Source organism: Pseudoduganella umbonata (assembly GCF_014192225.1).
Lineage (GTDB): Bacteria > Pseudomonadota > Gammaproteobacteria > Burkholderiales > Burkholderiaceae_D > Rugamonas > Rugamonas umbonata.
Map to the genome: position 1 here is coordinate 99323 of NZ_JACHXS010000002.1, position 26048 is coordinate 125370.

The 26048-nt window shown below is 65.3% G+C and carries 22 protein-coding genes; 17 read left to right on the forward strand and 5 right to left on the reverse strand.

Annotated elements, in window-relative coordinates; translation table 11 throughout:
- Position 1: 1 nt before the first annotated feature.
- Complete coding sequence (locus FHS02_RS05485) at positions 2 to 682, forward strand: Fe2+-dependent dioxygenase (protein ID WP_137314990.1); 681 nt, start codon at positions 2 to 4, stop codon at positions 680 to 682.
- Between the two features lie 167 nt (positions 683 to 849).
- Here FHS02_RS05485 and FHS02_RS05490 read toward each other — a convergent pair whose 3' ends face one another.
- Together FHS02_RS05490 and FHS02_RS05495 are read right to left on the reverse strand one after the other, a co-directional pair.
- The gene (locus FHS02_RS05490) at positions 850 to 1614 is read right to left on the reverse strand and encodes an energy transducer TonB (RefSeq protein WP_137314989.1); all 765 of its coding nucleotides are present in this window, start codon (positions 1612 to 1614) and stop codon (positions 850 to 852) included.
- Positions 1615 to 1622: 8 nt separating this feature from the next.
- Positions 1623 to 1832 carry a (2Fe-2S)-binding protein gene (locus FHS02_RS05495; RefSeq protein WP_137314988.1) on the reverse strand — a complete coding sequence of 70 codons (210 nt, stop codon included), beginning with the start codon at positions 1830 to 1832 and terminating at the stop codon, positions 1623 to 1625.
- Positions 1833 to 2093: 261 nt separating this feature from the next.
- On the opposite strand from FHS02_RS05495, the gene FHS02_RS05500 reads away from it, so the two are divergent.
- From FHS02_RS05500 to FHS02_RS05515, 4 genes are all read left to right on the forward strand, one after another.
- Complete coding sequence (locus FHS02_RS05500) at positions 2094 to 2363, forward strand: FeoA family protein (RefSeq protein ID WP_137314987.1); 270 nt, start codon at positions 2094 to 2096, stop codon at positions 2361 to 2363.
- An 18-nt stretch (positions 2364 to 2381) separates the two neighbouring features.
- On the forward strand, positions 2382 to 4271 hold the full coding sequence (feoB, locus tag FHS02_RS05505; RefSeq protein WP_137314986.1) for a ferrous iron transporter B: 1890 nt from the start codon (positions 2382 to 2384) through the stop codon (positions 4269 to 4271).
- 9 nt (positions 4272 to 4280) lie between these two features.
- Entirely contained in the window at positions 4281 to 4556 is a 276-nt protein-coding gene (locus FHS02_RS05510; RefSeq protein ID WP_137314985.1) for a DUF6587 family protein, read from the forward strand.
- A 231-nt stretch (positions 4557 to 4787) separates the two neighbouring features.
- Entirely contained in the window at positions 4788 to 5762 is a 975-nt protein-coding gene (locus FHS02_RS05515; RefSeq protein WP_137314984.1) for an IS1595 family transposase, read from the forward strand.
- 106 nt (positions 5763 to 5868) lie between these two features.
- Here the strand turns inward: FHS02_RS05515 and FHS02_RS05520 are convergent, their stop codons facing one another.
- Entirely contained in the window at positions 5869 to 8145 is a 2277-nt protein-coding gene (locus tag FHS02_RS05520) for a catecholate siderophore receptor Fiu (RefSeq protein ID WP_137314983.1), read from the reverse strand.
- Between the two features lie 175 nt (positions 8146 to 8320).
- Here FHS02_RS05520 and FHS02_RS05525 point away from each other — a divergent pair, with 175 nt between their 5' ends.
- The 3 genes from FHS02_RS05525 to FHS02_RS05535 are packed head-to-tail and all read left to right on the forward strand — an operon-like array spanning position 8321 to position 10250.
- A complete protein-coding gene (locus FHS02_RS05525; protein ID WP_137314982.1) occupies positions 8321 to 8995 on the forward strand; it encodes a glutathione S-transferase family protein in 675 nt (224 codons plus the stop codon).
- A gap of 28 nt (positions 8996 to 9023) precedes the next feature.
- A complete protein-coding gene (locus FHS02_RS05530) occupies positions 9024 to 9797 on the forward strand; it encodes a 5'-3' exonuclease (RefSeq protein ID WP_137314981.1) in 774 nt (257 codons plus the stop codon).
- A gap of 30 nt (positions 9798 to 9827) precedes the next feature.
- Positions 9828 to 10250 carry an ANTAR domain-containing response regulator gene (locus tag FHS02_RS05535; RefSeq protein ID WP_137314980.1) on the forward strand — a complete coding sequence of 141 codons (423 nt, stop codon included), beginning with the start codon at positions 9828 to 9830 and terminating at the stop codon, positions 10248 to 10250.
- A 117-nt stretch (positions 10251 to 10367) separates the two neighbouring features.
- Here FHS02_RS05535 and mnmA read toward each other — a convergent pair whose 3' ends face one another.
- Together mnmA and FHS02_RS05545 are read right to left on the reverse strand one after the other, a co-directional pair.
- The gene (mnmA, locus tag FHS02_RS05540; protein ID WP_137314979.1) at positions 10368 to 11480 is read right to left on the reverse strand and encodes a tRNA 2-thiouridine(34) synthase MnmA; all 1113 of its coding nucleotides are present in this window, start codon (positions 11478 to 11480) and stop codon (positions 10368 to 10370) included.
- 19 nt (positions 11481 to 11499) lie between these two features.
- On the reverse strand, positions 11500 to 11982 hold the full coding sequence (locus FHS02_RS05545; RefSeq protein WP_137314978.1) for an NUDIX hydrolase: 483 nt from the start codon (positions 11980 to 11982) through the stop codon (positions 11500 to 11502).
- Between the two features lie 191 nt (positions 11983 to 12173).
- Between FHS02_RS05545 and FHS02_RS05550 the strand changes: the two genes are divergently transcribed.
- From FHS02_RS05550 to FHS02_RS05590, 9 genes are all read left to right on the forward strand, one after another.
- Entirely contained in the window at positions 12174 to 13286 is a 1113-nt protein-coding gene (locus tag FHS02_RS05550) for a Re/Si-specific NAD(P)(+) transhydrogenase subunit alpha (protein ID WP_137314977.1), read from the forward strand.
- Positions 13287 to 13361: 75 nt separating this feature from the next.
- Positions 13362 to 13667, forward strand: a complete 306-nt coding sequence (locus FHS02_RS05555; RefSeq protein WP_137314976.1) for a proton-translocating transhydrogenase family protein — start codon at positions 13362 to 13364, stop codon at positions 13665 to 13667.
- Entirely contained in the window at positions 13667 to 15142 is a 1476-nt protein-coding gene (locus FHS02_RS05560) for an NAD(P)(+) transhydrogenase (Re/Si-specific) subunit beta (protein ID WP_137317551.1), read from the forward strand. The genes FHS02_RS05555 and FHS02_RS05560 overlap by 1 nt, the downstream gene beginning before the upstream one ends.
- Before the next feature lie 150 nt (positions 15143 to 15292).
- Positions 15293 to 16717 (forward strand): glycoside hydrolase family 30 protein, encoded by a 1425-nt coding sequence (locus tag FHS02_RS05565; RefSeq protein WP_137314975.1) that lies wholly within the window; start codon positions 15293 to 15295, stop codon positions 16715 to 16717.
- Positions 16718 to 16804: 87 nt separating this feature from the next.
- On the forward strand, positions 16805 to 17848 hold the full coding sequence (locus FHS02_RS05570) for a LacI family DNA-binding transcriptional regulator (protein ID WP_137314974.1): 1044 nt from the start codon (positions 16805 to 16807) through the stop codon (positions 17846 to 17848).
- A 117-nt stretch (positions 17849 to 17965) separates the two neighbouring features.
- Positions 17966 to 19279: a glycoside hydrolase family 5 protein gene (locus FHS02_RS05575; protein WP_217496837.1), complete on the forward strand. Its 1314-nt coding sequence runs from the start codon at positions 17966 to 17968 to the stop codon at positions 19277 to 19279.
- On the forward strand, positions 19269 to 20660 hold the full coding sequence (locus FHS02_RS05580; protein WP_137314972.1) for a GH1 family beta-glucosidase: 1392 nt from the start codon (positions 19269 to 19271) through the stop codon (positions 20658 to 20660). The genes FHS02_RS05575 and FHS02_RS05580 overlap by 11 nt, the downstream gene beginning before the upstream one ends.
- A gap of 143 nt (positions 20661 to 20803) precedes the next feature.
- A complete protein-coding gene (locus FHS02_RS05585) occupies positions 20804 to 23524 on the forward strand; it encodes a TonB-dependent receptor (protein ID WP_137314971.1) in 2721 nt (906 codons plus the stop codon).
- Between the two features lie 36 nt (positions 23525 to 23560).
- Positions 23561 to 26047, forward strand: coding sequence for a glycoside hydrolase family 3 protein (locus FHS02_RS05590; protein ID WP_137314970.1), 2487 nt, complete (start codon positions 23561 to 23563; stop codon positions 26045 to 26047).
- Position 26048: the final 1 nt, after the last annotated feature.

A 26048-nucleotide genomic window follows, 5' to 3' on the forward strand; every position in this document is an offset into this window, starting at 1 on the left:
CGTGATACTGCATATCCCCGGCGTGCTGGCGCCCGAGCAAGTCCGGCAATTCCGTGAGCGCCTTGCACAGGCGGACTGGATCGACGGGCGCGCCAGCGTCGGCTCGCAGGGGGCGGCAGTCAAGCGCAACCGCCAGCTGGCGGAAGGTTCCCCGCTGGCCGTCGAGCTGGGCGGCATCGTCGCCCGCGCCCTGACGGCCAACCCGCTGTTCTTCGCCGCGGCACTGCCGCTGCGGATCCTGCCGCCGTACTTCAACGGCTATGCCGGCGGCGAAACCTATGGCGACCATATCGATGGCGCCATCCGCGTGGCGTCTCCCGGCGCCGCGCCGCTGCGGGCGGACGTGTCGACCACCGTGTTCCTGTCCGACCCGGAAGAGTATGACGGCGGCGAACTGATCGTCACCGACGCGTATGGCACGCACGAAGTCAAGCTGCCGGCCGGCGACGCGATCCTGTACCCGTCGACGACGGTGCACCGGGTGGAGCCGGTCACGCGCGGCGAACGCCTGGCCTCGTTCCTGTGGACGCAAAGCATGGTCCGCGACGACTGGCGGCGCACGATGCTGTTCGAACTGGACCAGAACATCCAGTCCGTGCGCGCGGCCCACGGCGACAGCCAGGCCACCGTCGGGCTGACCGGGCACTATCACAACCTGCTGCGGATGTGGGCGGAGACGTAGAACAGCTGTATAAAAAAACCGGTGACAGACACCAGTTTTTTTGGAATATTTCGCCAAAACAAAACCGGTGACAGACACCCGTTTTTTCGGAATATTTCCCGAAAATGGGTGTCTGTCACCGGTTTTTTTGCAACATTTCCAATTAACTGGAGCCTGTCACCGCTTTTTCAGGACAGCTTGAAGTTGATCGGCACCAGCACGTAGACCGGCACCGCCTTGCCATCTTCCATATACGGCTTGAACAGGCTGCGCAGCGCGGCTTGCCGTCCTGCTTCGTCCAGGTTCGCGGAGCCGGACGTTTTCTGCACCGTCGCTCCCTCCGGCGTGCCCTTTTCGCTGACCAGCACGCGCAGCGTGACGACGCCCGTTTCACCCAGCCGCCGTGAAATCGACGGATACACCGGCTGCGGCGGGCGCACGTATTCGACGCCTGTCACCAGCTTCGGCGCGGCCGGTGCCGGCGGGGCGGCCACGGGCGGTGCCGGCGGTGCGGGCGCGGCGGCCACGACCGGTGCCGGTTCGGCGGGCTTCACCGGCGCCGGCGGCACGGTAATCGTGTTTTCGATGACGATCGGCAGTTGCGGAACGACCGGCGTGAACACGGGCGGCGGCTTGATGGCCACTTCGACCACCTTCGGCGGTGCCGGCGGCGCCGGTGGCGCGGGCGGTGCGACGAACGTCACGTCGACGACCTGCGGCATTTTCTTGACCGCGTCGACCACCATGCCGTTCTGCATGGCCCAGAAACCGGCCACGTGAAGAGCGACGATGACGGCGATCTTGCCGGATTTGTTGCGGCTGCTGCCGAGAGCGAAGTCCTGCACAGCTTCGGTGGGTGCGGCAGGCGATTTGGACGTGAGTCGAGGCAGGCTCAGCGAATCCAGCCCGAGCCGCGACACGCCAGGCCCTTGAAGGCCGGGCAGGGTTTGCATGGAATTCCTCAGGTAGTGAGGGTGGGGCGCTTCAGAACCGTTTCCTGGATCGGCGCGGCCACGTGTTCGTTCAGCACTTCAACGGCATAGTCCAGGCAGTTGCCGCAGCACGTGGAAACTCCCAGTGCCTCGCGCAGCCCGTCCATGGTGCTGATACCAAGGTCGATGGCTTGACGGATTTCCCGATCGGAGATGTTGTTGCAAACGCAAACGATCATTGAAACACCTTCTGGCTGATATATAACAGGGACCCGCCCGAAGGCGGTCTCATCAAGAAAGCAGGGCAGGAACCCGGCGCGAAAAGCTGTCTGAAGAGTTATGGCAAAGCTGCCAATCTTAAGACCTTCTTAATGAGAATCATTATCATTACGGTTCCTATTCTGCCGCAACAGCGCGTACAATGCAAGCGTTACCTGCAAATACAAACCATTCGCATTTGCCTCTATAATAGACAGATTGATTTCCCTCAGAGAACTGCCATGACACACGCCCCCCTGATCAATCTCGACGCCCTGGCGACCGGGAAAAGTGGCACGGTGGTGCGTGTCGCGCCGGGCAATCCGGCCGATACCGAGGATGGCGCCGACCTCGCGCGCCGCCTGATGGAGCTGGGCTTCGTGCCCGGCGAAAAAATCCGCATGCTCAAGCGCGGCATGCCCGGCGGCGAGCCGCTGGCGATCCGGGTCGGCAATTCGACCTTTGCCTTGCGCCGTTTCGAAGCGGCCCTGGTCGCGGTCCAGCCTGAATAGAACGAGGTCCTAGATAGCATGGGTGTTACCGAGAAAGTGGTGCAGGCTGTGAGCCGTGCGCCGATGATTGCTTTGCTGGGCAATCCGAATTGCGGCAAGACCGCGCTGTTCAACCGCCTGACCGGCGCGCGCCAGAAGGTGGCCAACTACGCCGGCGTGACGATCGACCGCAAGGAAGGGCATTTCACGTCGCCCGCCGGACATGCCTTCAAGGTGCTGGACCTGCCGGGCGCCTACAGCCTGAAGGCGCACACGCCCGATGAGGAAATCACGCGCGACGTGGTGGCTGGCCTGCGTGCCGGCGAAACGCCGCCCGACCTGGTGGTGTGCGTGGTCGACGCCACCAACCTGCGCCTGAACCTGCGCCTCGTGCTGGAAGTGCAGCGCCTCGGCCTGCCGATGATCCTGTGCCTGAACATGATGGATGTGGCGCGGCGCCGCGGTATCGAGATCGATGCCGACAGGCTGGCGCGGGAACTGCGCATGACCGTCGTCGAAACGGTGGCGGTGCAGGGCGGCGGCGAGAAATCCCTGCTGCGCGCGCTGGACGAGCTGGGGCCGGTGCCGGCCACGAAGGCGCAGCCGCTGGCCGCCATCGAAGCGGTATCGGTCGAGGACACGCAGCGCGAAGTGCGCCGCATCCTGAGCGTGGCAACCAACAATATCCAGGGCAGCGATACGGGCACCGACAAGATCGACAACGTGGTGCTGCACCCGGTCGCCGGCCCCGTCATCCTGGCGGTGCTGATGTTCCTGGTCTTCCAGGCGGTGTTCAGCTGGGCCGAGACGCCGATGGAAATCATCGAAGGCACGTTCGGCGCGATCGGCGAAGCCGTGCAGGGCGTGATGGCCGAAGGCGTGCTGCGCAGCCTGCTCGTCGATGGCGTCATTGCCGGCGTCGGCGGCGTGATCGTGTTCCTGCCGCAGATCCTGATCCTGTTCTTCTTCATCCTCGTGCTCGAGGATTGCGGCTACCTGCCGCGCGCCGCCTTCCTGCTCGACCGGCTGATGGGCGGCGTGGGCCTGTCGGGGCGCGCGTTCATCCCGCTGCTGTCGTCGTTCGCCTGCGCAATCCCCGGCGTGATGGCCGCGCGCACGATCCAGAACCCGCGCGACCGGCTGGTGACGATCATGATCGCCCCGCTGATGACGTGCTCGGCGCGCCTGCCCGTGTATGCGCTGCTGATCGCCGCGTTCATCCCGGACCGCGAAGTGGCCGGCATCTTCAACCTGCAAGGGCTGGTGCTGTTCGTGCTGTACTTCGCCGGCATCATCTCGGCAATGGTGGTGGCCTGGGTCATGAAGCGCACGATGGGCGCCAAGCGCAAGCACGCGCTGATGATGGAATTGCCGAACTACCACGTGCCGAACCTGCGCAACCTGGCCATCGGGCTGGTGGAACGCGCCAAGATCTTCCTGCTGCGCGTGGGCACGCTGATCCTGACGCTGACGATCCTGCTGTGGGCACTGTCGAGCTTCCCCGGCGCCCCGGAAGGCGCCACCCAGCCGCCGATCTACTACAGCGTGGCCGGCATGATCGGGCGCGCGCTGGAATTCGTGTTCGCGCCGATCGGCTTCAACTGGCAGATCTGCATCGCGCTGGTGCCCGGCATGGCGGCACGCGAAGTGGCCGTCGGCGCGCTCGGTACCGTGTATGCGCTGTCCCAGACCGGCGACGAAGTCGCCACCGCGCTGGCCCCGCTGCTGGCCAGCACGTGGTCGATGGCCACCGCGCTGTCGCTGCTGACTTGGTATGTCTACGCGCCGCAGTGCCTGGCCACGCTGTCGGTGGTCAAGCGCGAGACGGGCCATACCCGCTACGCGCTGATGATGGCCGGTTACATGTTCGGCCTCGCCTACACCGCCTCGTTCATCGTTTACCAGACCGCCCGCCTGCTGGGGGCATAGGAGTTTTTCATGTGGCAGGAACTGATCGTTGCATTGATCGTCATCGCCGCCGTGCTGCAGGCGTGCCGGAAATTCCTGCCCGCCGCGCTGCGCCAGCGGATGGTGTACGCGCTGGCAAGGAAAGGCTTCGACCAGGACCGGCTGGCGAAGCTGTTCAGGGTGCAGTCGGACTGCGGCAGCGGCTGCGGCTCGTGCGGCTCCTGCGAGACCACGCCGGCACCCATCGATACCTCCAGCGATGGCGGTACCAAGCGGCGCGTGATCATGCTGGAGGTGCAGCGCTGATTGCCCTGCGCCGATCCTCGAAAACCCGGGCTCGTCCCGGGTTTTTTATTTGGTGGCGGCAGCGCCGCGGGGCGGTGTCGGACACCGGCTCTCTGCTGCCGAAGGCAAGTCCATCCGCCGCCGCTGGATCGCGCTGGCGCCAAAAAAAAGGCGCAGTCACCCGAGCGCGTGGGTGAGCTGAACCATTCGCCGCAAGCGCGGTCTCATATCGTATTGACGATGGAGGCGGCGATGCACGACGGCGTGTTCAACAGCTTGCTGGAACGCTTGCGCGGGCAACTCGACGGGTTCTCCAGCGCCCAACTGGCGACACTGCGCGCCCTGCTTGAGTCGGCCTCGTCATTGGCGACATGCCTGGAATTGATCGAAAAGTTCGGCCGGCCCTGCGATCGTTGTCCGCATTGCACGGCGACCCGCATCCACCGTCACGGCAGTACTAGCGGCCTGCAACGCTACCGCTGCCTGACGTGCCGCCGTACCTTCAATGCGTTGACCGGCACGCCGTTCGCTTTCCTGCGCCTGCGCGGCAAATGGCTGCCATTCCTGCAGGCGGTGCTTGATTCCCGCACCGTCCGGAGCGCCGCCGAAAACATCGGCATCCACCGCAACACCAGCTTTCGCTGGCGCCATCGTTTCATGGGCGCAGCACGGCACGACCGGCCACCCCGGCTGCAAGGCATTGTCGAGGCGGACGAGACCTATCTGCTCGAATCGCAAAAAGGCAGCCGGCACCTGACCCGGCCGGCCCGCCGGCGTGGCGGCAAGGCCAGACGGCGCGGCATCTCGAACGAACTCGACTGCATCCTCGTGGCACGCGACCGTGACGGCAAAACCCGGGATTTCGTCTGCGGCCGTGGCCCGGTCACGGCGCACCAGCTGGCGCGCCACCTGTCGCCGGTGCTGGCCGCCGATGTCTTGCTGGTGTCGGACAGCGCTGCCGCGTACCGCACGTTTGCGCGCCGCGCCGGCATCCTGCATGAAGCGGTCAATCTGAGGGCAGGCGTGCGCACCCGCGGCACAATCCACCTGCAGCACGTAAATGGCTATCACAGCCGTTTTCATGGCTGGCTGTCGCGCTTCAATGGCGTGGCGAGCAAATACCTGCCGAACTACCTGGGCTGGCGCTATGGTCTCGACGGGCAACGCTGGCTGGCTCCGGCGGATTGCCTGATCGCCGCTCTGCGCGGCAATTGCTCCGTGCCTTGATGACCTGGCGAAACTTCCACAGGTTCGGGTGGCAGCGCCAAAAAAAACGCCACCCGAAGGTGGCGTGAAGCTCTGGAGGATAAAGCAATGAAACCGTGTGATGCCTTTAGAAGCGGAAGTTCGCCGTCAGGCTGGCCGAGCGCGGCGTGCCCGGCGTGTAGCGGTAGCCGCTCTTGTTGATCGCCGCCACGTATTCCTCGTCCGCCAGGTTGTACACGTTCAGACGCAGGTCCACGTTCTTCGTGAGGGCATACGATGCCATCGCGTCGGCCACCCAGTAGCTCTTCGCGTAGGCCGGGGTACCCACGGCGCCGTCGGTGCCGCGCAGCAGCTTGCCGTTGTAGCGCACGCCGCCGCCGACCGTCAGGCCGAACGGGAAGTTGTAGGTGGTCCAGCTGGTGAACGCATCCTTTGGCGTGTAGGACAGGGCGTTCTGGCCGGCGGCGGTGACGACGCGGCCCGCTTCCACGCTGGTCTTCATGTGCGTGTAGCCGGCGCTGACCATCCAGTTCGGCGTGACCTGGCCCTGCACGGACAGCTCGAGGCCTTCGACGCGCTTCCTGCCGTTCTGGTAGTACACGGCGGTGTTGGTGGGATCCTGCTCGAGCTCGTTCTTCACGTCGGTCCGGTACAGCGCCGCGGTGAACGCCAGCTTCTGTTCCAGGAAGTCCCACTTGGTACCGATTTCCTTTGTCGTGGTTTCCTGCGGATCCAAGGTCGGATTGGCCGCGCTGCTGGCCGACGACGACAGCGTGAAGTTGGCGCCGCCCGGCGGCTGCTTCGAGCTCGCCACGGTGGCATAGACGCTGCTGTTCGGGGTCGGCTTGTACAGCACCGACAGCTTGCCGGTCGTCAGCGTGTCGCTGGAATTGAGCGCCGTCGCCGTCAGGCCCCCGGTGGTGGCCAGCGCGGTGGAAACATAGTCGGTGTCATAGTGATCCACGCGCACGCCGGCGTTGACCATCCACTGCTCGCCGATCTTGATGGTGTCGAATACATACAGCGCCTGCGTGTCGGTGCTGCCCTGCGAGCCGGCGCCGGTGCGCACGGTGTTCAGGCCGTCCAGGCTGCCATCCGGGTTCGGCGCGTACAGCGGCGTCGGCAGCAGCACGCCGCCGCCGGCACGGCCATACGACGTCTGCTTCTCGCTGATGAATTCCAGGCCGCCCACCACCGTATGCTGCAGCGCACCCGTCGTTACGTCCCACGTCACCACGGTCTGGTTGGCCATGATGCGGTTCTCGACGTCCTTGAACGTACGCGTCGTACGGTTCAGCATCCAGGTCGATGGATTGGCTGGATCGATCGACGGATATGCGGCGGTCGGAACGGTCATCAGGTTGACCGTGTTGCCCATGAACGCCGTCAGCAGGTAATCCTGCTTGGTCTTGCCGTAGCGCGCAGTGTTCTGGATGCGCAGGGCCGGCGAGAAGTCATGGTCGATGCGCACGGTGGCCATATCGGCCGTCACGTCGTCGTGGTCGGACACGTGGCCGTAGAAGCCTTCCGGGTCCACCATCGGCGCGTTGCTGATATAGGGGCGGGTGGCATCCGGGCTGGTGTAGCCGGGCAGGCCGATGGTCGGCACGCCGCCGTCGGGAATGTTGTCCTGCTTTACGTGCAGGTAGGACAGGTGCGCGCGGGTCTTGCCGCCCAGGCCGAAGGCGACCGTCGGCGCCACGCCCCAGCGCTTGTTCTTCACCACGTCGCGCGCGGCGCTTTCGGAATCCTGGGCCATCACGTTCAGGCGGAAGGCGATGCCATTCTCGGCATTCAGTACGCGGTTGATGTCGGCGGTGGCCCGTTTCTGGCTGCCGCTGCCGCCCATGATGGTGCCGGCGATCGCATTTTCCAGCGTGGCCTGTTTCGACTGCATGTTGATCGAGCCGGTCGGTGCGCCGCGGCCGGTGTCGGTGCCGGCCGGGCCTTTCAGTACGTCGATCTGTTCGATGTTGAACACGTCGCGCGAGATCGAGCCGACGTCGCGCACGCCATCGACGTGGATGCTGCCGGACGTGTCGAAGCCGCGCAGGAAGATCGCGTCACCCGTGTTCGTGTTGCCGTTTTCGCCCAGGAAGAAAGTACCCACGCCCGGCGAGTTGCGCAGCGCCTCGGTCAGCGTCGTGGCAGCCTGCTGCTCGAATAGTTCCTTCTTGATCACGGTGATCGTCTGGGGCGTATTCACCAGTTTTTCCGTGTATTTCGGCGACGATGCGCGCTCGGCCTTGAAGTCATTTTCCTTGGTCGCCTCGGCGACGACTTCCGACATCTGCTTGTCCTGCGGATCGGCCGCGTGCGCGGCGGCGGCCGGCAACAGCAGCGAAGCCAGTACGGTGCTCATCTGCAAACGGGTAGGGTGTTTACGACTCTTAATCTGGGCCATTTCTAAACGTGTCCGTGTAAGTTTTTGTAAAGACTGTCGAGTGTAGCAATTGTGGCAAAGTATGTAAACGAGAATTGTTATCATTCGCATTCTTAGCAACACCCTCTCCATGTCTGGTCGCCGCTGTGGAAATGCTAAGCTGGCGGTTTGCAACTTACCGGCCACGTCGCGATACATGATTACTGTCCATCACCTGAACAATTCCCGCTCGCAGCGCGTGCTGTGGCTGCTGGAAGAACTGGGCCTGCCATACCAGGTCGTGCGCTACCAGCGCGATGCGCGCACGATGCTGGCGCCGCCGGAGCTGAAGGCCGTGCACCCGCTCGGCAAGTCGCCGGTGATCGTGGACGGCGACTGCACGGTGGCGGAATCCGGCGCGATCGTCGAATACCTGATGGACCACTACGACCAGGGCCGCCTGCGCCCGCCCGGGCGCACGCCGGAAAAACGCCGCTGGACGTACTTCCTGCATTACGCGGAAGGGTCGATGATGCCGCCACTGCTGATGAAACTGATCTTCGACCGGGTGGAAACGGCGCCGGCGCCGTTCTTCGTAAAGCCGATCGCGCGCGGCATCGCGCAAAAGGTGAAGGGCAACTACATCCTGCCGCAGATCCGCCAGCACCTCGACTACCTGGAGGGGGAGCTGGGCCGGCACGAATGGTTCGCCGGCGACGCGTTCAGCGCCGCCGATATCCAGATGAGTTTTCCGCTGGAAGCGGCGGCGTCGCGCGGTGGCCTCGACGCGGCGGCCTACCCGAAGCTGGCGGCCTTCCTCGAACGCATCCATGCGCGCCCGGCCTACCAGCGCGCGCTGGAGCAGGGCGGGCCCTACGAACTGCTGCGTTGAGGCGTGCGGTAAAATCGGAATTTTTGCCATGGGACGCCTGCTTGCCATCGACGGCCTGAACATCGTACGGCGCGTGTACGAGGCCAGCCCCGAACCCGACTCGGACCTGAAGGCCGAGATCGCGCTGCGCCATGCCCTCAATTCCCTGCGCACGCTGATCAACGGCCATGAACCCACGCACGTGCTGCCCGCGTTCGACTTCGGCGGCCGCACCTGGCGCCACGACCTGTACGGCGGCTACCGCGAATCGCGCGCACCGATGCCCGCACCGCTGCGGGCGGCCTTGCCGGGCTTTTACGCGAAACTGGAAACGTTCGGGCTGCGGCCCGTGTCGCTGCCCGAAGTGGAGGCGGACGACGTGATCGGCACCGTCGTCATGCGCTGGCTGAGCCAGAACCGGGGCGAGGCGGTCGTGGCCACCACCGACAAGGATCTGCATTGCCTGATCGCCCATGGCGCCCGCGTGTGGGACCACTTCAAGAGCGAATGGCACGACCACGCGTGGGTGGAGAACAAGTGGGGCGTGCCGCCTGCCCAGCTGCCGGATTTGCTGGCGCTGATGGGCGATGCCACCGACAGCATCCCCGGCGTCTCGAAAGTGGGGCTGAAGACGGCGGCCAGGCTGCTGCGCACCTACGGCACGCTCGACGCGATCATGGCCGGCGCCGGCATCCTGAAGGACCAGGTCGGCGAGGCACTACGAAAGGAGCGGGAGATGCTGTATCTTTCCCGTCAGCTCGTGGAACTGAAAACGGATGTTACCGTGGGCGTCAGCTGGAACATGCTGGCTTGGGAGCGTTGAAGCAATGGTAATGAGAACGAAAGAACAACAATGCTGAAGGCAGTGATCATCGACGGCAGCGCAGTGGCGCGCGGCCTGCTCAACACGGTGCTGACGGATGGCGGCTACGACGTGGTCGGCCAGGCGCACACCTGCGCGGCCGGCACCGCGCTGCTGATCAAGTTCAATCCGCAGATCGTCTGCATCAACCGCGACCAGCTCGAACAGGACGTTCCCGCCGTCGAGGCGATGCGCCGGCAATGGCCGAAGGCGCTGATCTTCATGGTCTCCAGCGAATTCGACGCCGCCACCGTACAGAAGGCGCACGCGATGGGCATCAACGGCTTCATCGTCAAGCCGTTCAACGCCGGGACTGTGCTGAAGACGATCCGCAATACCGTGATCGCGATGGTGAAGCGGCAGCAGAAGGTGCAGGAAGAAAGTGGCGGGCCAGAGCCGGCGGCGAGAGAATAATCGTTACTTGAAAAATAGGGACGGACCGGATCGCCGGACCGCCTGTTTTTCAGGAAACAATGATTTATTTCCTAGAAAACAGGGTCCGTCCCTATTTATTAGGTCCGTCCCTATTTATTAGTTGGCGGCGCGCGGGCCGGCGATAATGCCGCCGCCCAGGCACACGTCGCCGTCGTACAGCACGGCCGACTGCCCCGGCGTCACGGCCCATTGCGGGTCCATGAACGACAGCGCGAAGTCCGAGGCGCCTTGCGGCACCACGTCGCAGGCCACGTCGGCCTGCCGGTAGCGGGTCTTGGCGGCGATGCGGCCGGCTTCCGGCGGCACGCCGGCGATCCAGCTGGCCTGGTCGGCCGACAGGTCCGGCGACAGCAGCCATGGATGATCGTGGCCCTGCACCACCCACAGCGTGTTCGTTGCCACGTCCTTGCGCGCCACGTACCACGCGTCGCTGCTGCCGTCGGCCTTTTGGTAGCTCTTCACGCCGCCGATGCCGATGCCCTTGCGCTGGCCCAGCGTGTAGAACGACAGGCCGACGTGTTCGCCGACGGTCTTGCCGTCCGGCGTCTTCATCGGGCCTGGTTGATACGACAGGTAGCGGTTCAGGAATTCGCGGAACGGCCGTTCGCCGATGAAGCAGATGCCGGTCGAATCCTTTTTCGCGGCATTCGGCAGCTTCAGCTTCTCGGCGATCTGGCGCACTTCGGTCTTCGGGATCTCGCCCAGCGGGAACAGCGTCTTCGACAGCTGCGCCTGGTTCAGGCGGTGCAGGAAGTAGCTCTGGTCCTTCGTGTGGTCGACCGCTTTCAGCAGTTCGTGGGTGCCGGTGGCGGTGTTATGGCGCACGCGCGCATAGTGGCCGGTGGCGATCAGGTCCGCGCCCAGCAGCATCGCGTGGTCGAGGAAGGCCTTGAACTTGATTTCGGCGTTGCACAGCACGTCCGGGTTCGGCGTGCGGCCGGCCTGGTACTCGCGCAGGAATTCGGCGAACACACGGTCCTTGTATTCCGCGGCGAAGTTGACCGCCTCGATATCCACGCCCACCACGTCGGCCACGCTGGCCGCGTCGATCCAGTCCTGGCGCGTGGAACAGTATTCGGAATCGTCGTCGTCTTCCCAGTTCTTCATGAACAGGCCCACCACCTCGTAGCCCTGTTCCTTCAGCAGCCATGCCGACACCGAGGAGTCCACACCGCCGGACATGCCGATCACGACTTTTTTCTTGCTCATTTGGTCAATCCAATCTAAATCACACTTCCTCGTATACCGAGACGTGCGTATGCAGCAGTTCGAGCGGAGCGCGCTTGCCCGCCAGGTATTCGTCGACGCACGTCATCAGCAGCGGACTGCGGTGGCGTTCGCGGCAGGCGGCGATTTCGTCGCGTGTCAGCCACATCGTGCGCAGGATGCCATCGTCCAGCGGCCGGTCCGGGTGGTATTCGCCCGCCTCGCCGCAGAACGCAAAGCGCAGGTACGTCACCAGTTCGCCGGTGCGGGCCGAGCGGTAACGGGACATGTACATGCCGACCAGCGCCGTCGGCGTGAAGTCGTAGCCCGTTTCTTCCAGCGTTTCACGCACCACGGCCTGCTCCAGCGATTCGAGCGGGTCCAGATGGCCCGCGGGCTGGTTCAGGCGGATGCCGTCGCTGGTCTCTTCTTCGATCAGCAGGAACTTGCCGTCGCGCTCGATGACGGCGGCAACGGTCACATTGGGTTTCCAGGTACGCGGCATGGGGGTCATCCTTGAAAGAGCCGGTATTTTAGCCTGTTCCGCCAGGACACATGTGACTGCCGCGTGACACTCCACATCGGTTGTTGTCCGCAAGTCCAGGTTGTCTTATCAAAAACAATTTTTTACAAGATTTCCGTGCTAGTGTTGAGTCAGTCTTACAGCTGCGCCAACAACAATACTGGAGGCGGTTCATGAGGATAGGAATTCCGGCCGAGACACGGCCGGGCGAAACACGCGTCGCCGCAACGCCCGAAACGGTCAAGAAACTCGCCGGCAAACACCAGCTGGTCGTGCAATCCGGCGCCGGCCTGGCCGCCTCCATCCCCGACGATGCCTTCGCGGCCGCCGGCGCCACGATCGGCAGCGCGGCCGATGCCTACGGGGCGGAAATCGTGCTGAAAGTACGCGCGCCGGACGACGGCGAGCGGGCGCAGATGCGGCATGGCGCCGTGCTGATCGGCATGCTGAACCCGTTCGATGCCGACAACACCGCCGCGATGGCCAGCGCCGGCCTGTCCGCTTTCGCGCTGGAAGCCGTGCCCCGCATCACGCGGGCGCAATCGATGGACGTGCTGTCGTCCCAGGCCAACATCGCCGGCTACAAGGCCGTGATGGTGGCCGCCAACACCTACCAGCGTTTCATGCCGATGCTGATGACGGCCGCCGGCACCGTGAAGGCGGCGCGTGTGCTGATCATGGGCGTCGGCGTGGCCGGCCTGCAGGCCATCGCCACCGCCAAGCGCCTCGGCGCCGTGATCGAGGCTTCCGACGTGCGCCCTCCCGTCAAGGAACAGGTCGAGTCGCTGGGCGCGAAATTCATCGACGTGCCTTTCATCACCGACGAGGAAAAGGAAATCGCCCAGGGCGTGGGCGGCTATGCGCGGCCAATGCCGGCGGACTGGATGCGGCGGCAGGCGGAACTGGTGCACGAGCGTGCCAGGCAGGCCGACATCGTCATCACCACCGCGCTGATCCCCGGCCGCAAGGCGCCGGTGCTGATCTCGGAGGAAACGGTGCGGGCCATGAAGCCCGGTTCCGTGATCGTCGACCTGGCGGTCGAACAGGGCGGCAACTGCCCGCTCTCCGAGCTGGGAAAAACGGTGGTGAAGCACGGCGTGTACATCGTCGGCGAACCGAACCTGGCCTGCCTGGTGGCGGCCGATGCCTCCGCGCTGTATGCCCGCAACGTGCTCGATTTCCTCAAGCTGATCATCGACAAGGACGACCGGCTGGTCATCGACCGCGAGGACGAAATCATCAAGGCCACCCTGGTGGCGCACGCCGGAGAAGCATCAAGAAAATAAGTCGGTAATCAAGCGAAAAACAAGGGGGAGCTTCATGGAAGCGAGCCACACCATCATCGAAACAGGGAGACCGTCGTGGAAGTGAGCCACACCATCATCAACCTGATCATCTTCGTGCTCGCCATCTACGTGGGCTACCACGTCGTCTGGAACGTGACGCCGGCGCTGCATACCCCGCTGATGGCGGTCACCAACGCGATCTCCGCCATCGTCATCGTCGGCGCCATGCTGGCCGCCGGCCTTACCGAAGGCCTGATCGGCCAGGTCGCCGGCACCGTCGCCGTGGCGCTGGCGGCCGTCAACGTATTCGGCGGCTTCCTCGTCACGCGCCGCATGCTGGAGATGTTCCGCAAGAAGGACAAGAAAGAGGGAGGCAAATGATGGCGTTCATCTCGATGAACCTGGTGACGATGCTGTACCTCGTTGCCTCCGTTTGCTTCATCCAGGCGCTCAAGGGCCTGTCGTCGCCGGCTACCGCGCGGCGCGGCAATGCGTTCGGCATGGCCGGCATGGCGATCGCCGCGCTGACGACGATCGCGCTGATCGCGAAATTGCAGGCCGACAGCACGGCAAGTGGCAACGGTGGGGGCGGCATGGGCTTCGGGCTGGTTGCGCTGGGCGTGATCGTCGGCGGCGCTGTCGGCGCGTACCTGGCGAAAACCGTCGAGATGACGAAGATGCCGGAACTGGTGGCGGCGATGCACTCGCTGATCGGCCTGGCCGCCGTGTGCATCGCCGTGGCCGCCGTGTCCGAGCCGCAGGCATTCAATATCGCCGCGCCGGGCGAAGCGCTGCCGCTGGGGAACCGCATCGAGCTGTTCATCGGTACCTTCGTCGGCGCGATCACGTTTTCCGGTTCCGTCATCGCGTTCGGCAAGCTGGCCGGCAAGTACAAGTTCCGGCTGTTCCAGGGCGCGCCGGTGGTATTCGCCGGCCAGCACGTGCTGAACCTGGTGCTGGCGCTGGTGATGGTCGGGCTGGGGCTGGCGTTCGTGTTTGCCGGCGGCGTCGAACCGGCGTGGACGCCATTCATGATAATGACGGCGATCGCCTTCGTGCTGGGCGTATTGATCATCATCCCGATCGGCGGGGCGGACATGCCGGTCGTGGTCTCCATGCTGAACAGCTACTCGGGCTGGGCGGCGGCCGGCATCGGCTTCTCGCTGAACAACGCGATGCTGATCATCGCCGGTTCGCTGGTGGGCTCGTCGGGCGCGATCCTGTCGTACATCATGTGCAAGGCGATGAACCGCTCGTTCTTCAACGTGATCCTCGGCGGCTTCGGTGGCGATGCCGCTGCGGCGGCGACGGGCGGCGCCGGCCAGGCCGCGCGGCCGGTGAAATCCGGCTCGGCCGACGATGCGTCGTTCCTGATGAGCAATGCGGAAACGGTGATCATCGTGCCCGGCTACGGCCTCGCCGTGGCACGCGCCCAGCATGCGCTGAAGGAACTGGTGGAAAAGCTCACGGAGCACGGCGTCACTGTCAAATACGCGATCCACCCGGTGGCGGGCCGCATGCCGGGCCACATGAACGTGCTGCTGGCCGAAGCCGAGGTGCCGTACGACCAGGTGTTCGAGATGGAAGACATCAACGGCGAATTCGCCCAGGCCGACGTGGCGCTGATCCTGGGCGCCAACGACGTCGTCAACCCCGCCGCCAAGGATCCGAAATCGCCGATCGCCGGCATGCCGATCCTGGAAGCCTTCAAGGCCAAGACCGTGATCGTCAACAAGCGCTCGATGGCCTCCGGCTACGCCGGCCTGGATAACGAGCTGTTCTACATGGACAAGACGATGATGGTGTTCGGCGACGCCAAGAAGATCATCGAGGAAATGGTCAAGGCGGTCGAGTAACCGGACCATTTCCCGTAACGGGCAGGCGGGCGCTGTCGCAGATGCGGACGGCGCCATTTTTTTTTGTGGTGCCGCCATGAATTCCTGTATGATTTCGTCAAATTGGTAACGTTTCCATAAGCGAGACGTGGACGACATACGGGAGACGACATGGCGGGTTCGACTTCGCGGCGCTGGCTGGCGGCGCCGTTGCTGGTACCGTTGCTGGCGCTGTGCGCCGCCAGCGCGCAGGCGCAGACGGTGCAGGCGTGGATCACCAGCGGCGACCAGTCGCGGCTGATGCAGCGCGGCGCGGATGCGACCTTCGGCAAGGCCACGGACGAGCCGGTCGTCATCGACGTCGATCCCGCACGCCGCTTCCAGCAGGTGACCGGCTTCGGCGCTTCGATCACCGATGCATCCGCCTACCTGATCCAGCAGAAAATGACCGCGCCACAGCGCCAGGCGCTGCTCGACGAGCTGTTCGGCGCACCGCCCGCCGGCCTGGGGCTGTCGTTGACGCGCCTGACGATCGGCGCCTCCGATTTCTCACGCACGCATTACAGTTTCAACGACATGCCGCCTGGCGAAACCGACCCGGCGCTGAAGCACTTTTCGATCGATCCGAACCGCGCCGACGTGCTGCCGGTGACGAAAGCCGCGCTGGCGATCAATCCGCAACTGAAGGTGATGGCATCGCCCTGGAGCGCGCCCGGCTGGATGAAGAGCACGGACAGCCTGATCCAGGGCACGCTGAAGCCGGAGGCGTTCGCGCCGTTCGCCGCCTACCTGGCGAAGTACGTCGGCGCCTACCGGGCTGAAGGGGTGCCGGTCTTCGCCCTCACGCTGCAGAACGAGCCGCACTTCGAGCCGAAGAACTATCCCGGCATGCGCGTCGATCCCCAGCAACGGGCGGTATTCATCGGCGGCCACCTCGGTCCGCTGCTGGCGAAGGAACACCCGGACGTGCGCATCCTCGACTGGGATCACAACTGGGACGAACCGGGTTCGCCCGCCGCCGTGCTGCGCGATCCCGTGGCGAACAAGTATGTGGATGGCGTGGCCTGGCATTGCTACGGCGGCGACGTGCGCGTGCAGGCGGCGCTGCACGACACCTGGCCGGACAAGGAAACCTGGTTCACCGAATGCTCGGGCGGCGGCTGGGCGCCGGACTGGTCGAACAACCTGCTGTACTTCACGCGCACGCTGGTGATCGGCACCACCCGCGGCTGGGCGAAGGGCGTGCTGCTGTGGAACCTGGCGCTGGACGAGAACGGCGGCCCGCACCTGGGCGGCTGCGACAACTGCCGGGGCGTCGTCACGATCGATTCGCGCAGCGGGGAGGTAACGCGCAACGTCGAATACTATGCGCTGGCCCATGCCAGCCGCTTCGTGCGGCCCGGCGCGCACCGCGTGTGGTCCAGCAGCGGCTATGCGGACCTGGACACGGTGGCCTTCCGCAATACCGATGGCACGCTGGCGCTGGTGGTCGCCAATTCCGCCGGCGAGGCGCGCCGCTTCGCGGTACGCATCCGCGGCCGCGCGTTTGCCTACGAGCTGCCCGGCAGCAGCGTGGCGACCTTCGGCTGGAAGTAAATAATGGAAAAGAGCGATGGCCGGGCACGGTCGAATGCGCGGTCGATACAGTATGCTTGCGTCATTACAGCACGATAGGACAACGTAGTGGCAACCATCAAGGACGTGGCCCGGCTGGCGGGCGTGGGACTCGGCACCGCATCGCGCGTGGTCAGCGGCAAGGGCGCCGTATCGCCGGCCACGCAGGCCAAGGTGCGCGCGGCGATCGAGGCACTGGACTTCCGGCCGTCGCATGCGGCGCGGGCGCTGCTGTCCGGCTATTCGAAGATGATCGGCGTGTACATCCCCATCCTGAAGGGCACGTTCTACACGCCGATCCTGCAGATGATCGACACCGAGCTGCGCGCCAACGGCCTGCACATGGTGGTGGCATTCGGCGTGGGGCAGGGCGATGCGCTGCGCCAGGCGGTCGAAGGGATCGAATTCCTGCTGGAGCGCGGTTGCGACGGCATCATCTCGATGAGCAATATCCTGGGCGACGAGGACATCGCCGCACTGGGTGCGCGCGGCGCCAACATCGTCGTCGTCAACAACGCCACCAGCGGGCTGGGCGAGCAGGCATTCCAGGTCGACCATCGCAAGGGCGGCGCGCTGGCCGCCGAAGCGCTGCTGGCACAGGGACACCGCCGGATCGCCGTGATCGCCGGCCCGGCCGACGCGCCGGACAACGTGGAACGGATCGACGGCTTCCTCAAGGCGCTCAGGAAGGACGGCATCGATACCGGCGCGCTGTGGATCGCGGATAGCGACTTTTCGCCGGAAGGCGGCTTTGCCTGTGCGAAGGAACTGCTGGCATCGGGTTACGCATTCACCGCGCTGTTCTGCGCCAACGACGAGATGGCCGTCGGCGCGCTGTCGCACTTCCAGGAAGCGGGCATCGCCGTGCCGCGCGACGTGTCGGTGCTCGGCTACGACGATACGCCCAGCGCGGAGTTCTCGGCACCGCGGCTCACTTCCGTGCACATTCCGTGGCGCGACGTGGTCAAGGCCGGCCTGAATGCGCTGCTGAACCGCTGCTACGACGGCGACCGCCCGGTGGCACGCCGTTATCCACTCGGTGTCACGCACCGCGCATCGCTGGGCCCGGCGCCAGTGGCCAAGGCGCCCAGGCGCGGCAAGAAAGACATGTAAGGCCGGACATCCAGCGTATCCGGCAGGCAGGGCAGGGCGGCGCGCCCGGGTGGCGCGCCATTTTTTCGTGGCACGATGGAAAGCTTTCCATCATTGGCGAAGGTTGAGGAGGAGACGATGCGAAAACAAGTCATGGCGGTGCTGATCGCCACGGCCGGGCTGATGCACCTGCCGGGTGCCCGGGCACAGGCACAGGCGCCGTTGCCCATGCTGCACACCGAAGGCACGAAGTGGGTGGCTACCGACGGCCGGCAGGCGATCCTGCGCGGCACCAACCTGGGCAACTGGCTGATCAACGAGTTCTGGATGATGGAGCTCGACAAGACCAGCGGCGTGGAGGACCAGTGCCAGCTGGAGGCAGTGCTCGACAAACGCTTCGGCTACGCGGAACGCGAGCGCCTGTTCAAGGTCTTCCGCGACAACTGGATCACCGCGCGCGACTGGGACCTGATGCAGCGGCACGGCCTGAACGTGGTGCGGCTGCCGTTCATTCACAGCGTCATCGAGGATGAGAAAAAGCCGCGCACGCTGCGCGCCGACGCATGGCGCTACCTCGACGAGGCGATCGACCAGGCCGAGAAGCGCGGCATGTACGTGGTGCTCGACCTGCACGGCGCCGCCGGCAGCCAGGGCATCGAACACCACAGCGGCTGCGCCGGCCGCAATGCCTACTGGAGCGTGCCGGACAACCAGGCGCGCACCGTATGGCTGTGGCGGCAGGTCGCGCAGCGCTACCGGGACCGTGGCGCCGTGGCCGGCTACAGCGTGCTCAACGAACCGTGGGGCACCGATCCGGACACGATGGCGGCCAGCGTGCGCAAGCTGTACCAGGCGATCCGCGCGGTCGATCCGGACCACGTGATCATCCTGCCCGGCCATAGCAAAAACGGCATCGATTCGTACGGCAAGCCGGCCGATCACGGCATGCAGAACGTGGCGTTCGAGATGCATCCGTATCCGGGCCACTTCGGCTGGGGCAAGCCCGGCCTGAAGGTCCACAGGGACTGGCTCACCTGCGCGCCGGGCGAGGCCGACACCGTCTGCAAATGGGACGAACGGCTGCGCCGGCTGGACACCGCCTTCTTCATCGGCGAAATGCAGCCATGGGCCATGATGGGACTGGAGCTGGGCGGCCAGGTCGCGCGCGCCTCGTTCGACACGTACGCGAAGTACGGCTGGGCAGCCACCGCATGGTCGTGGAAAGTCATCACGCGGCAGGGCGGCCAGGGCGACGGCAAATGGGGCTTCGTCACGAACGCGGCTTCCCCCGCGGGCAAGCTGCCGCCGATCGATTTCGCCAGCGCGCCGAAAGCCGACATCGAAGCGCTGTTCCGCTCGTTCGGCACGCAACCCTACGAATTGCACCAGCCGCTGCTGCGCTGGCTCACTACTTCGACTCCCCGCGACATCCGAGAGATCCATGACCAATAACATACCCGATACCGCGCTGGCGCGCGGCGACTTCCCCGCCAACTTCACCTGGGGCACTTCCACGTCGTCGTACCAGATCGAGGGCGCCCGCCATGAGGACGGCCGCGTCGATTCGATCTGGGACACGTTCAGCGCCCAGCCGGGCCGCATCCGCGACGGTTCCAGCGGCGCGATCGCCTGCGATCACTACCACCGCTGGCCGGAGGACCTCGACATCGCGCGCGGCCTCGGCACGAATGCCTACCGCTTCTCGATCGCCTGGCCGCGCATCTTCGGCGCCGGCGGCGTGCCCAACGCGAAAGGACTCGATTTCTACGATCGCCTGGTCGACGGCATGCTGGAACGCGGCCTGCAGCCGTGGCCCACGCTGTACCACTGGGACCTGCCGCAGGTATTGCAGGACCTCGGCGGCTGGATGGCGCGCGACATCGTCCACCGTTTCGTGGACTACGCCGACGTCGTCACGCGCCGGCTGGGCGACCGGGTACCGCAATGGATCACGCACAACGAGCCATGGTGCACCGCGATGCACGGCCACATGGACGGCATGCACGCGCCAGGCATCCGCGACGTGGCTTCCGCGCTGCAGGCCAGCCACCACGTGCTGCTGTCGCATGGCCTCGCGGTGCCGGTGATCCGCGCCAACGTACCCGGCGCCCGCGTTGGCGCCGCGCTCAGCCTGCATCCGATTCGCCCGGCATCGGAAAGCCCCGACGACATCGCCGCCGCGCAACGCCACGACGGCCTGCGCAACCGCTGGTTCCTCGACCCGCTGTTCGGCAAGGGCTACCCGGCCGACGTACTGGCATACATACGCGAGTCGATGCGCGATGCGGCGCCGCGCATCGAAGCCGGCGACCTGGACGCGATCGCCGTACCGACCGATTTCACGGGCCTGAACTATTACTTCCCCGAAGTGATCGCGGCCGCGCCGGGCGAAGGGCCCCTGCATGCGCGCGTGGTCCATCGCGAAGGCGTGGAACGCACGGCGTTCGGCTGGGAAGTGGCGCCCGGCGGGATGGCGCAGCTGCTGAAGCGCATCCATGCGGAGTATGGGCCGAAGGCGATCTACGTGACGGAAAACGGTTCGTGCTACGACGACGTGGTGCAGGAAGGGCAGGTGCACGACGACCGGCGCACGTCGTACCTGGCGCGGCATCTCGCCGCGCTGAAGGACACCATCGGCGAGAGCGTGCCGGTGGCCGGCTACTTCGCATGGAGCCTGCTGGACAACTTCGAATGGGCGGAAGGCTACACGCGCCGTTTCGGTCTCACGTACGTCGATTTCGCCACCCAGCAGCGCATCCTGAAGGACAGCGGCAAGTGGTATCGGGCCTTCCTGGACGGCGCCCCTGCCGTGTCGAAATTTCCACAATCCTGATGTTCCGTTGACAAAAAAATCGGCCGGCCGCGATAATTGCGGCACAAATTGGTAACGTTTCCAATCGTGGCTGGAGAAACGGTATAAACCAATCCGAAGGACCGGAAAACCCGGCCTGCCGACAACACAATGGAGACGAAGAGATGACATACATCCCGCAACGGCAGGCGTTCTGCCTGACCCCGATCGCGGCCTGCACGGCGCTGCTGTTCGCTGGCGGCGCCTCGGCCCAGCAAGCCGATACCACTGAAGCGCCAGCCGCCGAGGGGACGGTGCAGTCGGTGGTCGTGACCGGCATGCGCCGCAGCATCGAGAACTCGATCGCGATCAAGCGCGATGCCGATTCGATCGTCGAGGCGGTCACCGCGGAAGATATCGGCAAGCTGCCCGACATGTCGATCGCGGAATCGATCGCCCGCCTGGCCGGCCTGACGGCGCAGCGCGTCGAAGGCCGCGCCCAGGTCATCTCCATCCGCGGCCTGGCGCCGGACTTCTCCGGCACGCTGCTGAACGGCCGCGAGCAGGTTTCCACCAGCAACAACCGCGGCGCCGAATACGACCAGTATCCGTCGGAACTGATCAACGGCGTTACCGTGTACAAGACGCCGGACGTGTCGCTGATGGGGCAGGGCCTGTCCGGCACGGTGGACCTGCAGACGGTGCGCCCGCTGGACATGCCGGGACGCACCATCGCCATCAACGTGCGCGGCGAGAAGAACTCGAACGGCAAGCTCAATGAAGGCGTCTCCGACCGCGGCGGGCGCGTGTCGGTCTCGTATGTCGACCAGTTCCTGGGCAATACGGTGGGCGTGGCCGTCGGCTTCGCGCACCTCGATGCGCCGGGCCAGCAGAAGGAATACAAGTCGTGGTGGTGGGGTGCCGAGAACAACCTGGGGCCGGACAACCAGGACGTGATCGCGCTGAAGGGCGCCGAAGTCACCGCCACGTCGCGCGAGATGGTGCGCGACGGGCTGATGGCCGTGCTGGAGTACCGGCCGGACCGGAATTTCCGCTCCGCGCTGGACCTGTACTACTCGCAGTTCGACCAGAAGACCACGATGCGCGGCGCCATGTGGAACTCGCACCAGTGGAGCAATATCGCCTACCGCGATCCCGTTATCGACACGATCGGCGGCACGCGGCTGCTGACCGGCGGCACGCTGGTGAACCTGGAACCGATCCTGCGCAACGACTACAACGAGCGCAAGGACAAGCTGGCCGCCTTCGGCTGGAACAACCGGTACAAGCTGGACAAGTGGTCGTTCGAGGGCGACCTGTCGTACTCGCATGCGAAGCGCCGCGAGCAGGTACTGGAGACCTACGCCGGCCTCGGTCCGGCCAACTCGGGCATCACCGACAACAATTTCGGGTTCAGCATCCCGGTCGGCGCCGGACTGCCCGTGTTCACGCCCTCGGTCGATTTCACGGATGCGAGCCGGATGCGGCTGGCCGACGTGGGCGGCTGGGGCAAGGATGCCGACTTGCACCAGCCGCGCGTGGAGGACAAGCTGGGTGCGCTGAAGCTGGGCGCCAAGCGCGACCTGGAAGGCCTGCTGCGCTATGTCGAGGGCGGCCTGTACTTCAGCAAGCGCGAGAAGGAGCACGGCGACACCAACCATTACTACTTCCTCAAGAACGGCCGCGCACCGGCCCTGGTGTCGGGCGACCTGCTGCGGCCTTCCACGTCGCTGGCGTTCGGCGGCATTCCGGCCGTGATCAGCTACGACGTGATGGGCGTGCTGGACAAGTACTACGACCGGCAGCCGGCGCGGCCGGACGACCAGGCCTTGCAGGACTGGGGCGTGACGGAAAAAACCTCGACCGGCTTCGCCAGGGTGGGCATCGACACCGACCTGGGCGCGGTGCCGCTGCGCGGCAACCTGGGCGTGCAGGCCGTGCACGTGAACCAGGAATCGCGCGGCGTCGCGGTGGTGGGCGGACAGCTCAAGGCAATCCATGGCGGCACCAGCTACACCGACTACCTGCCCAGCATGAACCTGATCTTCGACCTGGGCCGCTGGAGCGATGCGTGGACCGTGCGCTTCGGCGCCGCGAAGACGCTGGCCCGGCCGCAGATGTCGGACATGCGCGCCGGCGTCGCGGGCGGCGTCAGCCAGACCACGTTCGAATGGAGCGGCAGCGGCGGCAATCCGCAGCTGGAGCCATGGCGTGCCAATTCCTACGACCTGTCGATGGAAAAGTATTTCGGCAAGCGCAGCTACATCGCCGGCGCATACTTCTACAAGAAGCTCAAGACCTACATCTACAACCAGCAGACGGCGCACGATTTCACGGGCTTCCCGAATCCCTCGACGGTGGAGCCGATCACGAACATCGGCACGCTGAACCGCCCGGCCAACGGCGCCGGCGGCATGGTGCGAGGCGTGGAGCTCTCCGGTTCGCTGGAAGGCGGCATGTTCTGGGACCCGCTCGACGGCATCGGCCTGATCGCCAGCGTATCGGGCACCGAGAGCTCGATCCACCCGAACGGCCCGGGCACCAGGGAAAAGCTGCCCGGCCTGTCCGGCGTGGTGCGCAACATCACGCTGTACTACGAAAAAAGCGGCTTCTCGGCGCGCGTGAGCCAGCGCTACCGCTCCGCCTACCGGGGCGAAGTCACCGGCCTGTTCGCCCAGCGCTCGTTCAGCGAGATCCTGGCCGAGAAGCAGGTCGACTTCCAGCTCGGCTATGCGATCGAACAGGGCCAGTACAAGGGCCTGTCGTTCCTGCTGCAGGTGAATAACCTGAACAACGAACCGTACCAGACGCGCCAGGGCGACCCGTTCGCCAGCGGCGCCTATGCGCCGGAGCGCTATACCACCTATGGCCGGCAGATGCTGCTCGGCCTGAACTACAAGCTGTGATTTTTGAAGAACGCATTTAGGAAATACGGAGATACGATGAACCGACGCCTGACCCTCCTTGCTGCCGCCGTGCAGCTGCTTGCCGCCAGTGCCATGGCCGCCCCCGCATCAAAAGCTCCGCTATCGGACTGGCCGCGGCTGAAGAGCGCCGTGGCACCCGATGCTGCGCTGGAAGCGCGTATCAGGGAGATCGTGGCCGGCATGACGCTGGAACAGAAAGTGGGCCAGATGACGCAGTCCGAGATCAAGACCACGAAGCCGGACGACGTGCGCAAGTACTACCTGGGCTCGGTGCTGAACGGCGGCGGCAGCTGGCCGAACGGCAGCAAGTACGCCACGCCGGCCGACTGGGTCAAGCTGGCCGATGCGTTCTACGACGCATCGATGGCGACCGACATGCGGCACAGGATCCCGGTGATATGGGGCATCGACGCCATGCACGGCAACAGCAATGTGCTGGGTGCGACGCTGTTCCCGCATAACATCGGCCTCGGTGCCGCGCGCGATGCGAAGCGTGTCGGCGAGATGGCGGCGGCGGTCGGCAAGGCGGTACGCGCCACCGGCATCAACTGGGTATTCGCCCCCACGCTGGCGGTGGTGCGCGACGATCGCTGGGGCCGCACCTACGAAAGCTTTTCCGAGGATCCAGCGATCGTTGCCGACTATGCCGGCGCGTATGTGAAAGGCTTGCAGGGATCGCTGAAGGATGACGCCAGCGTCGTCGCCACGGCCAAGCATTACGTGGGGGACGGCGGCACAGACCAGGGCAAGGACCGCGGCGTCAACCAGGCCACGAAGGCCGACATGATGAACATCCACATGGCCGGCTACTATCCCGCGCTGGAAGCGGGTGCGCAGACCGTGATGGCGTCGTACAACAGCTGGACCGATGTCGCCGCCGGGAAGACCTATGGCAAGATGCACGGCAACAAGGAATTGCTGACGGACGTGCTGAAGCAGAAGATGGGCTTCGACGGCTTCGTCGTCACCGACTGGAACGGCATCGCCGAAGTGCCCGGCTGCCGCAACGACAGCTGCCCGCAGGCGATCAATGCCGGCATCGACATGGTGATGGTGCCGGACGACTGGAAGAGCTTCATCGCCAACACGGTGCAGCAGGTGAAGGAGGGCGCGATCCCGATGGCGCGCATCGACGATGCCGTGACGCGCATCCTGCGCGTCAAACTGCGCGCCAACCTGCAGAAGCCGTCGGCATCGGCCCATGCCGGCAAGATGGAATCGATGCAGGCGCGCGAACTGGCCCGCAAGCTGGTGCAGGAATCGCTGGTGCTGCTGAAGAACGATGGCAACGTCCTGCCGCTGGCGCGGGACCGGAAAATCCTCGTCGTCGGCAAGAGCGCCGACAGCATGGCGAACCAGAGCGGCGGCTGGACGCTGACATGGCAGGGCACCGACAACAAAAACAGCGATTTTCCGAACGGCGACACGATCCTGGCCGGCCTGAAGGAAGCGGCGCCGAACGTGACGTTCAGCGCGGACGCCGCGGGCATCAACGTTGCCGACTACGACGTGGTGGTGGCGGTGATCGGCGAAGGCCCGTATGCGGAAGGCGACGGCGACATCGGCCCGGCCGGCAACCTGCGCCACAGCGGCCGCTACCCGGAAGACCTGGCCGTGCTGAAAGCCGTGGCCGGCAAGGGCAAGCCGGTGGTGACCGTCTTCGTCACGGGCCGGCCGCTGTATGCGAACGACCTGCTGAACCTGTCGGACAGCTTCGTGGCGGCCTGGCTGCCGGGCTCCGAAGGCAAGGGCGTGGCCGACGTGCTGCTGCGCGGCGCCGACGGCAAGGTGAATGTGCCGTTCACCGGCAAGCTGTCGTTCTCATGGCCGAAGAACCCGTGCCAGGCACCGTTGAACGTGGGCGACAAGAACTATGCGCCGCTGTTCGCCTACGGTTATGGGCTGGAGTATGGCAAGGCGAAAAAAGTCGGCAGGCTGGCCGAGGACAACAGCACCGCGCCTTGCGGCAAGACCAATGCGTTCCCCGTCTTCAACCAGTCGGACCGCGCCACGTTCCCCCTGTATGTGCAAAGCGGCGGCGAGAACAAGGCGCTCGGCGCGGACCTGAACGCGACGCATGCGCTGCCCACGCTGAAGGTGGAAGTCGCCCAGGTCAATACCCAGCAGGATGCCAGGAAGGTGACATGGATGGGGCCGGGCACCATCGAGGCCCGCGCCGCGGCGCCACGCGCCTTGCCGGCGTACGCCACCAAGGATGGGGCGCTGGCGTTCGACACGATCGTCACGGCGGCTCCGCAGGGGCCGGTGCTGGTCTCGATCGGCACTTCGTCCGTGGACCTGGCCGGCGAATTCACGCGGCTGGCGGGGCAGGGCAAGAAGACCGTCAAGATTCCGCTGGCGTGCTTCAAGGGCGCGGACCTGGGCAAGGTGGACACGCCGTTTCGCGTGAACGCGCAGGGCGGCCTGGTGGCGGCGTTCGCCAATATCCAGGTCGTCGGCGGGGCCGGTGCCGACGCGGATGCCGTCGCCTGCTTGAAATAAA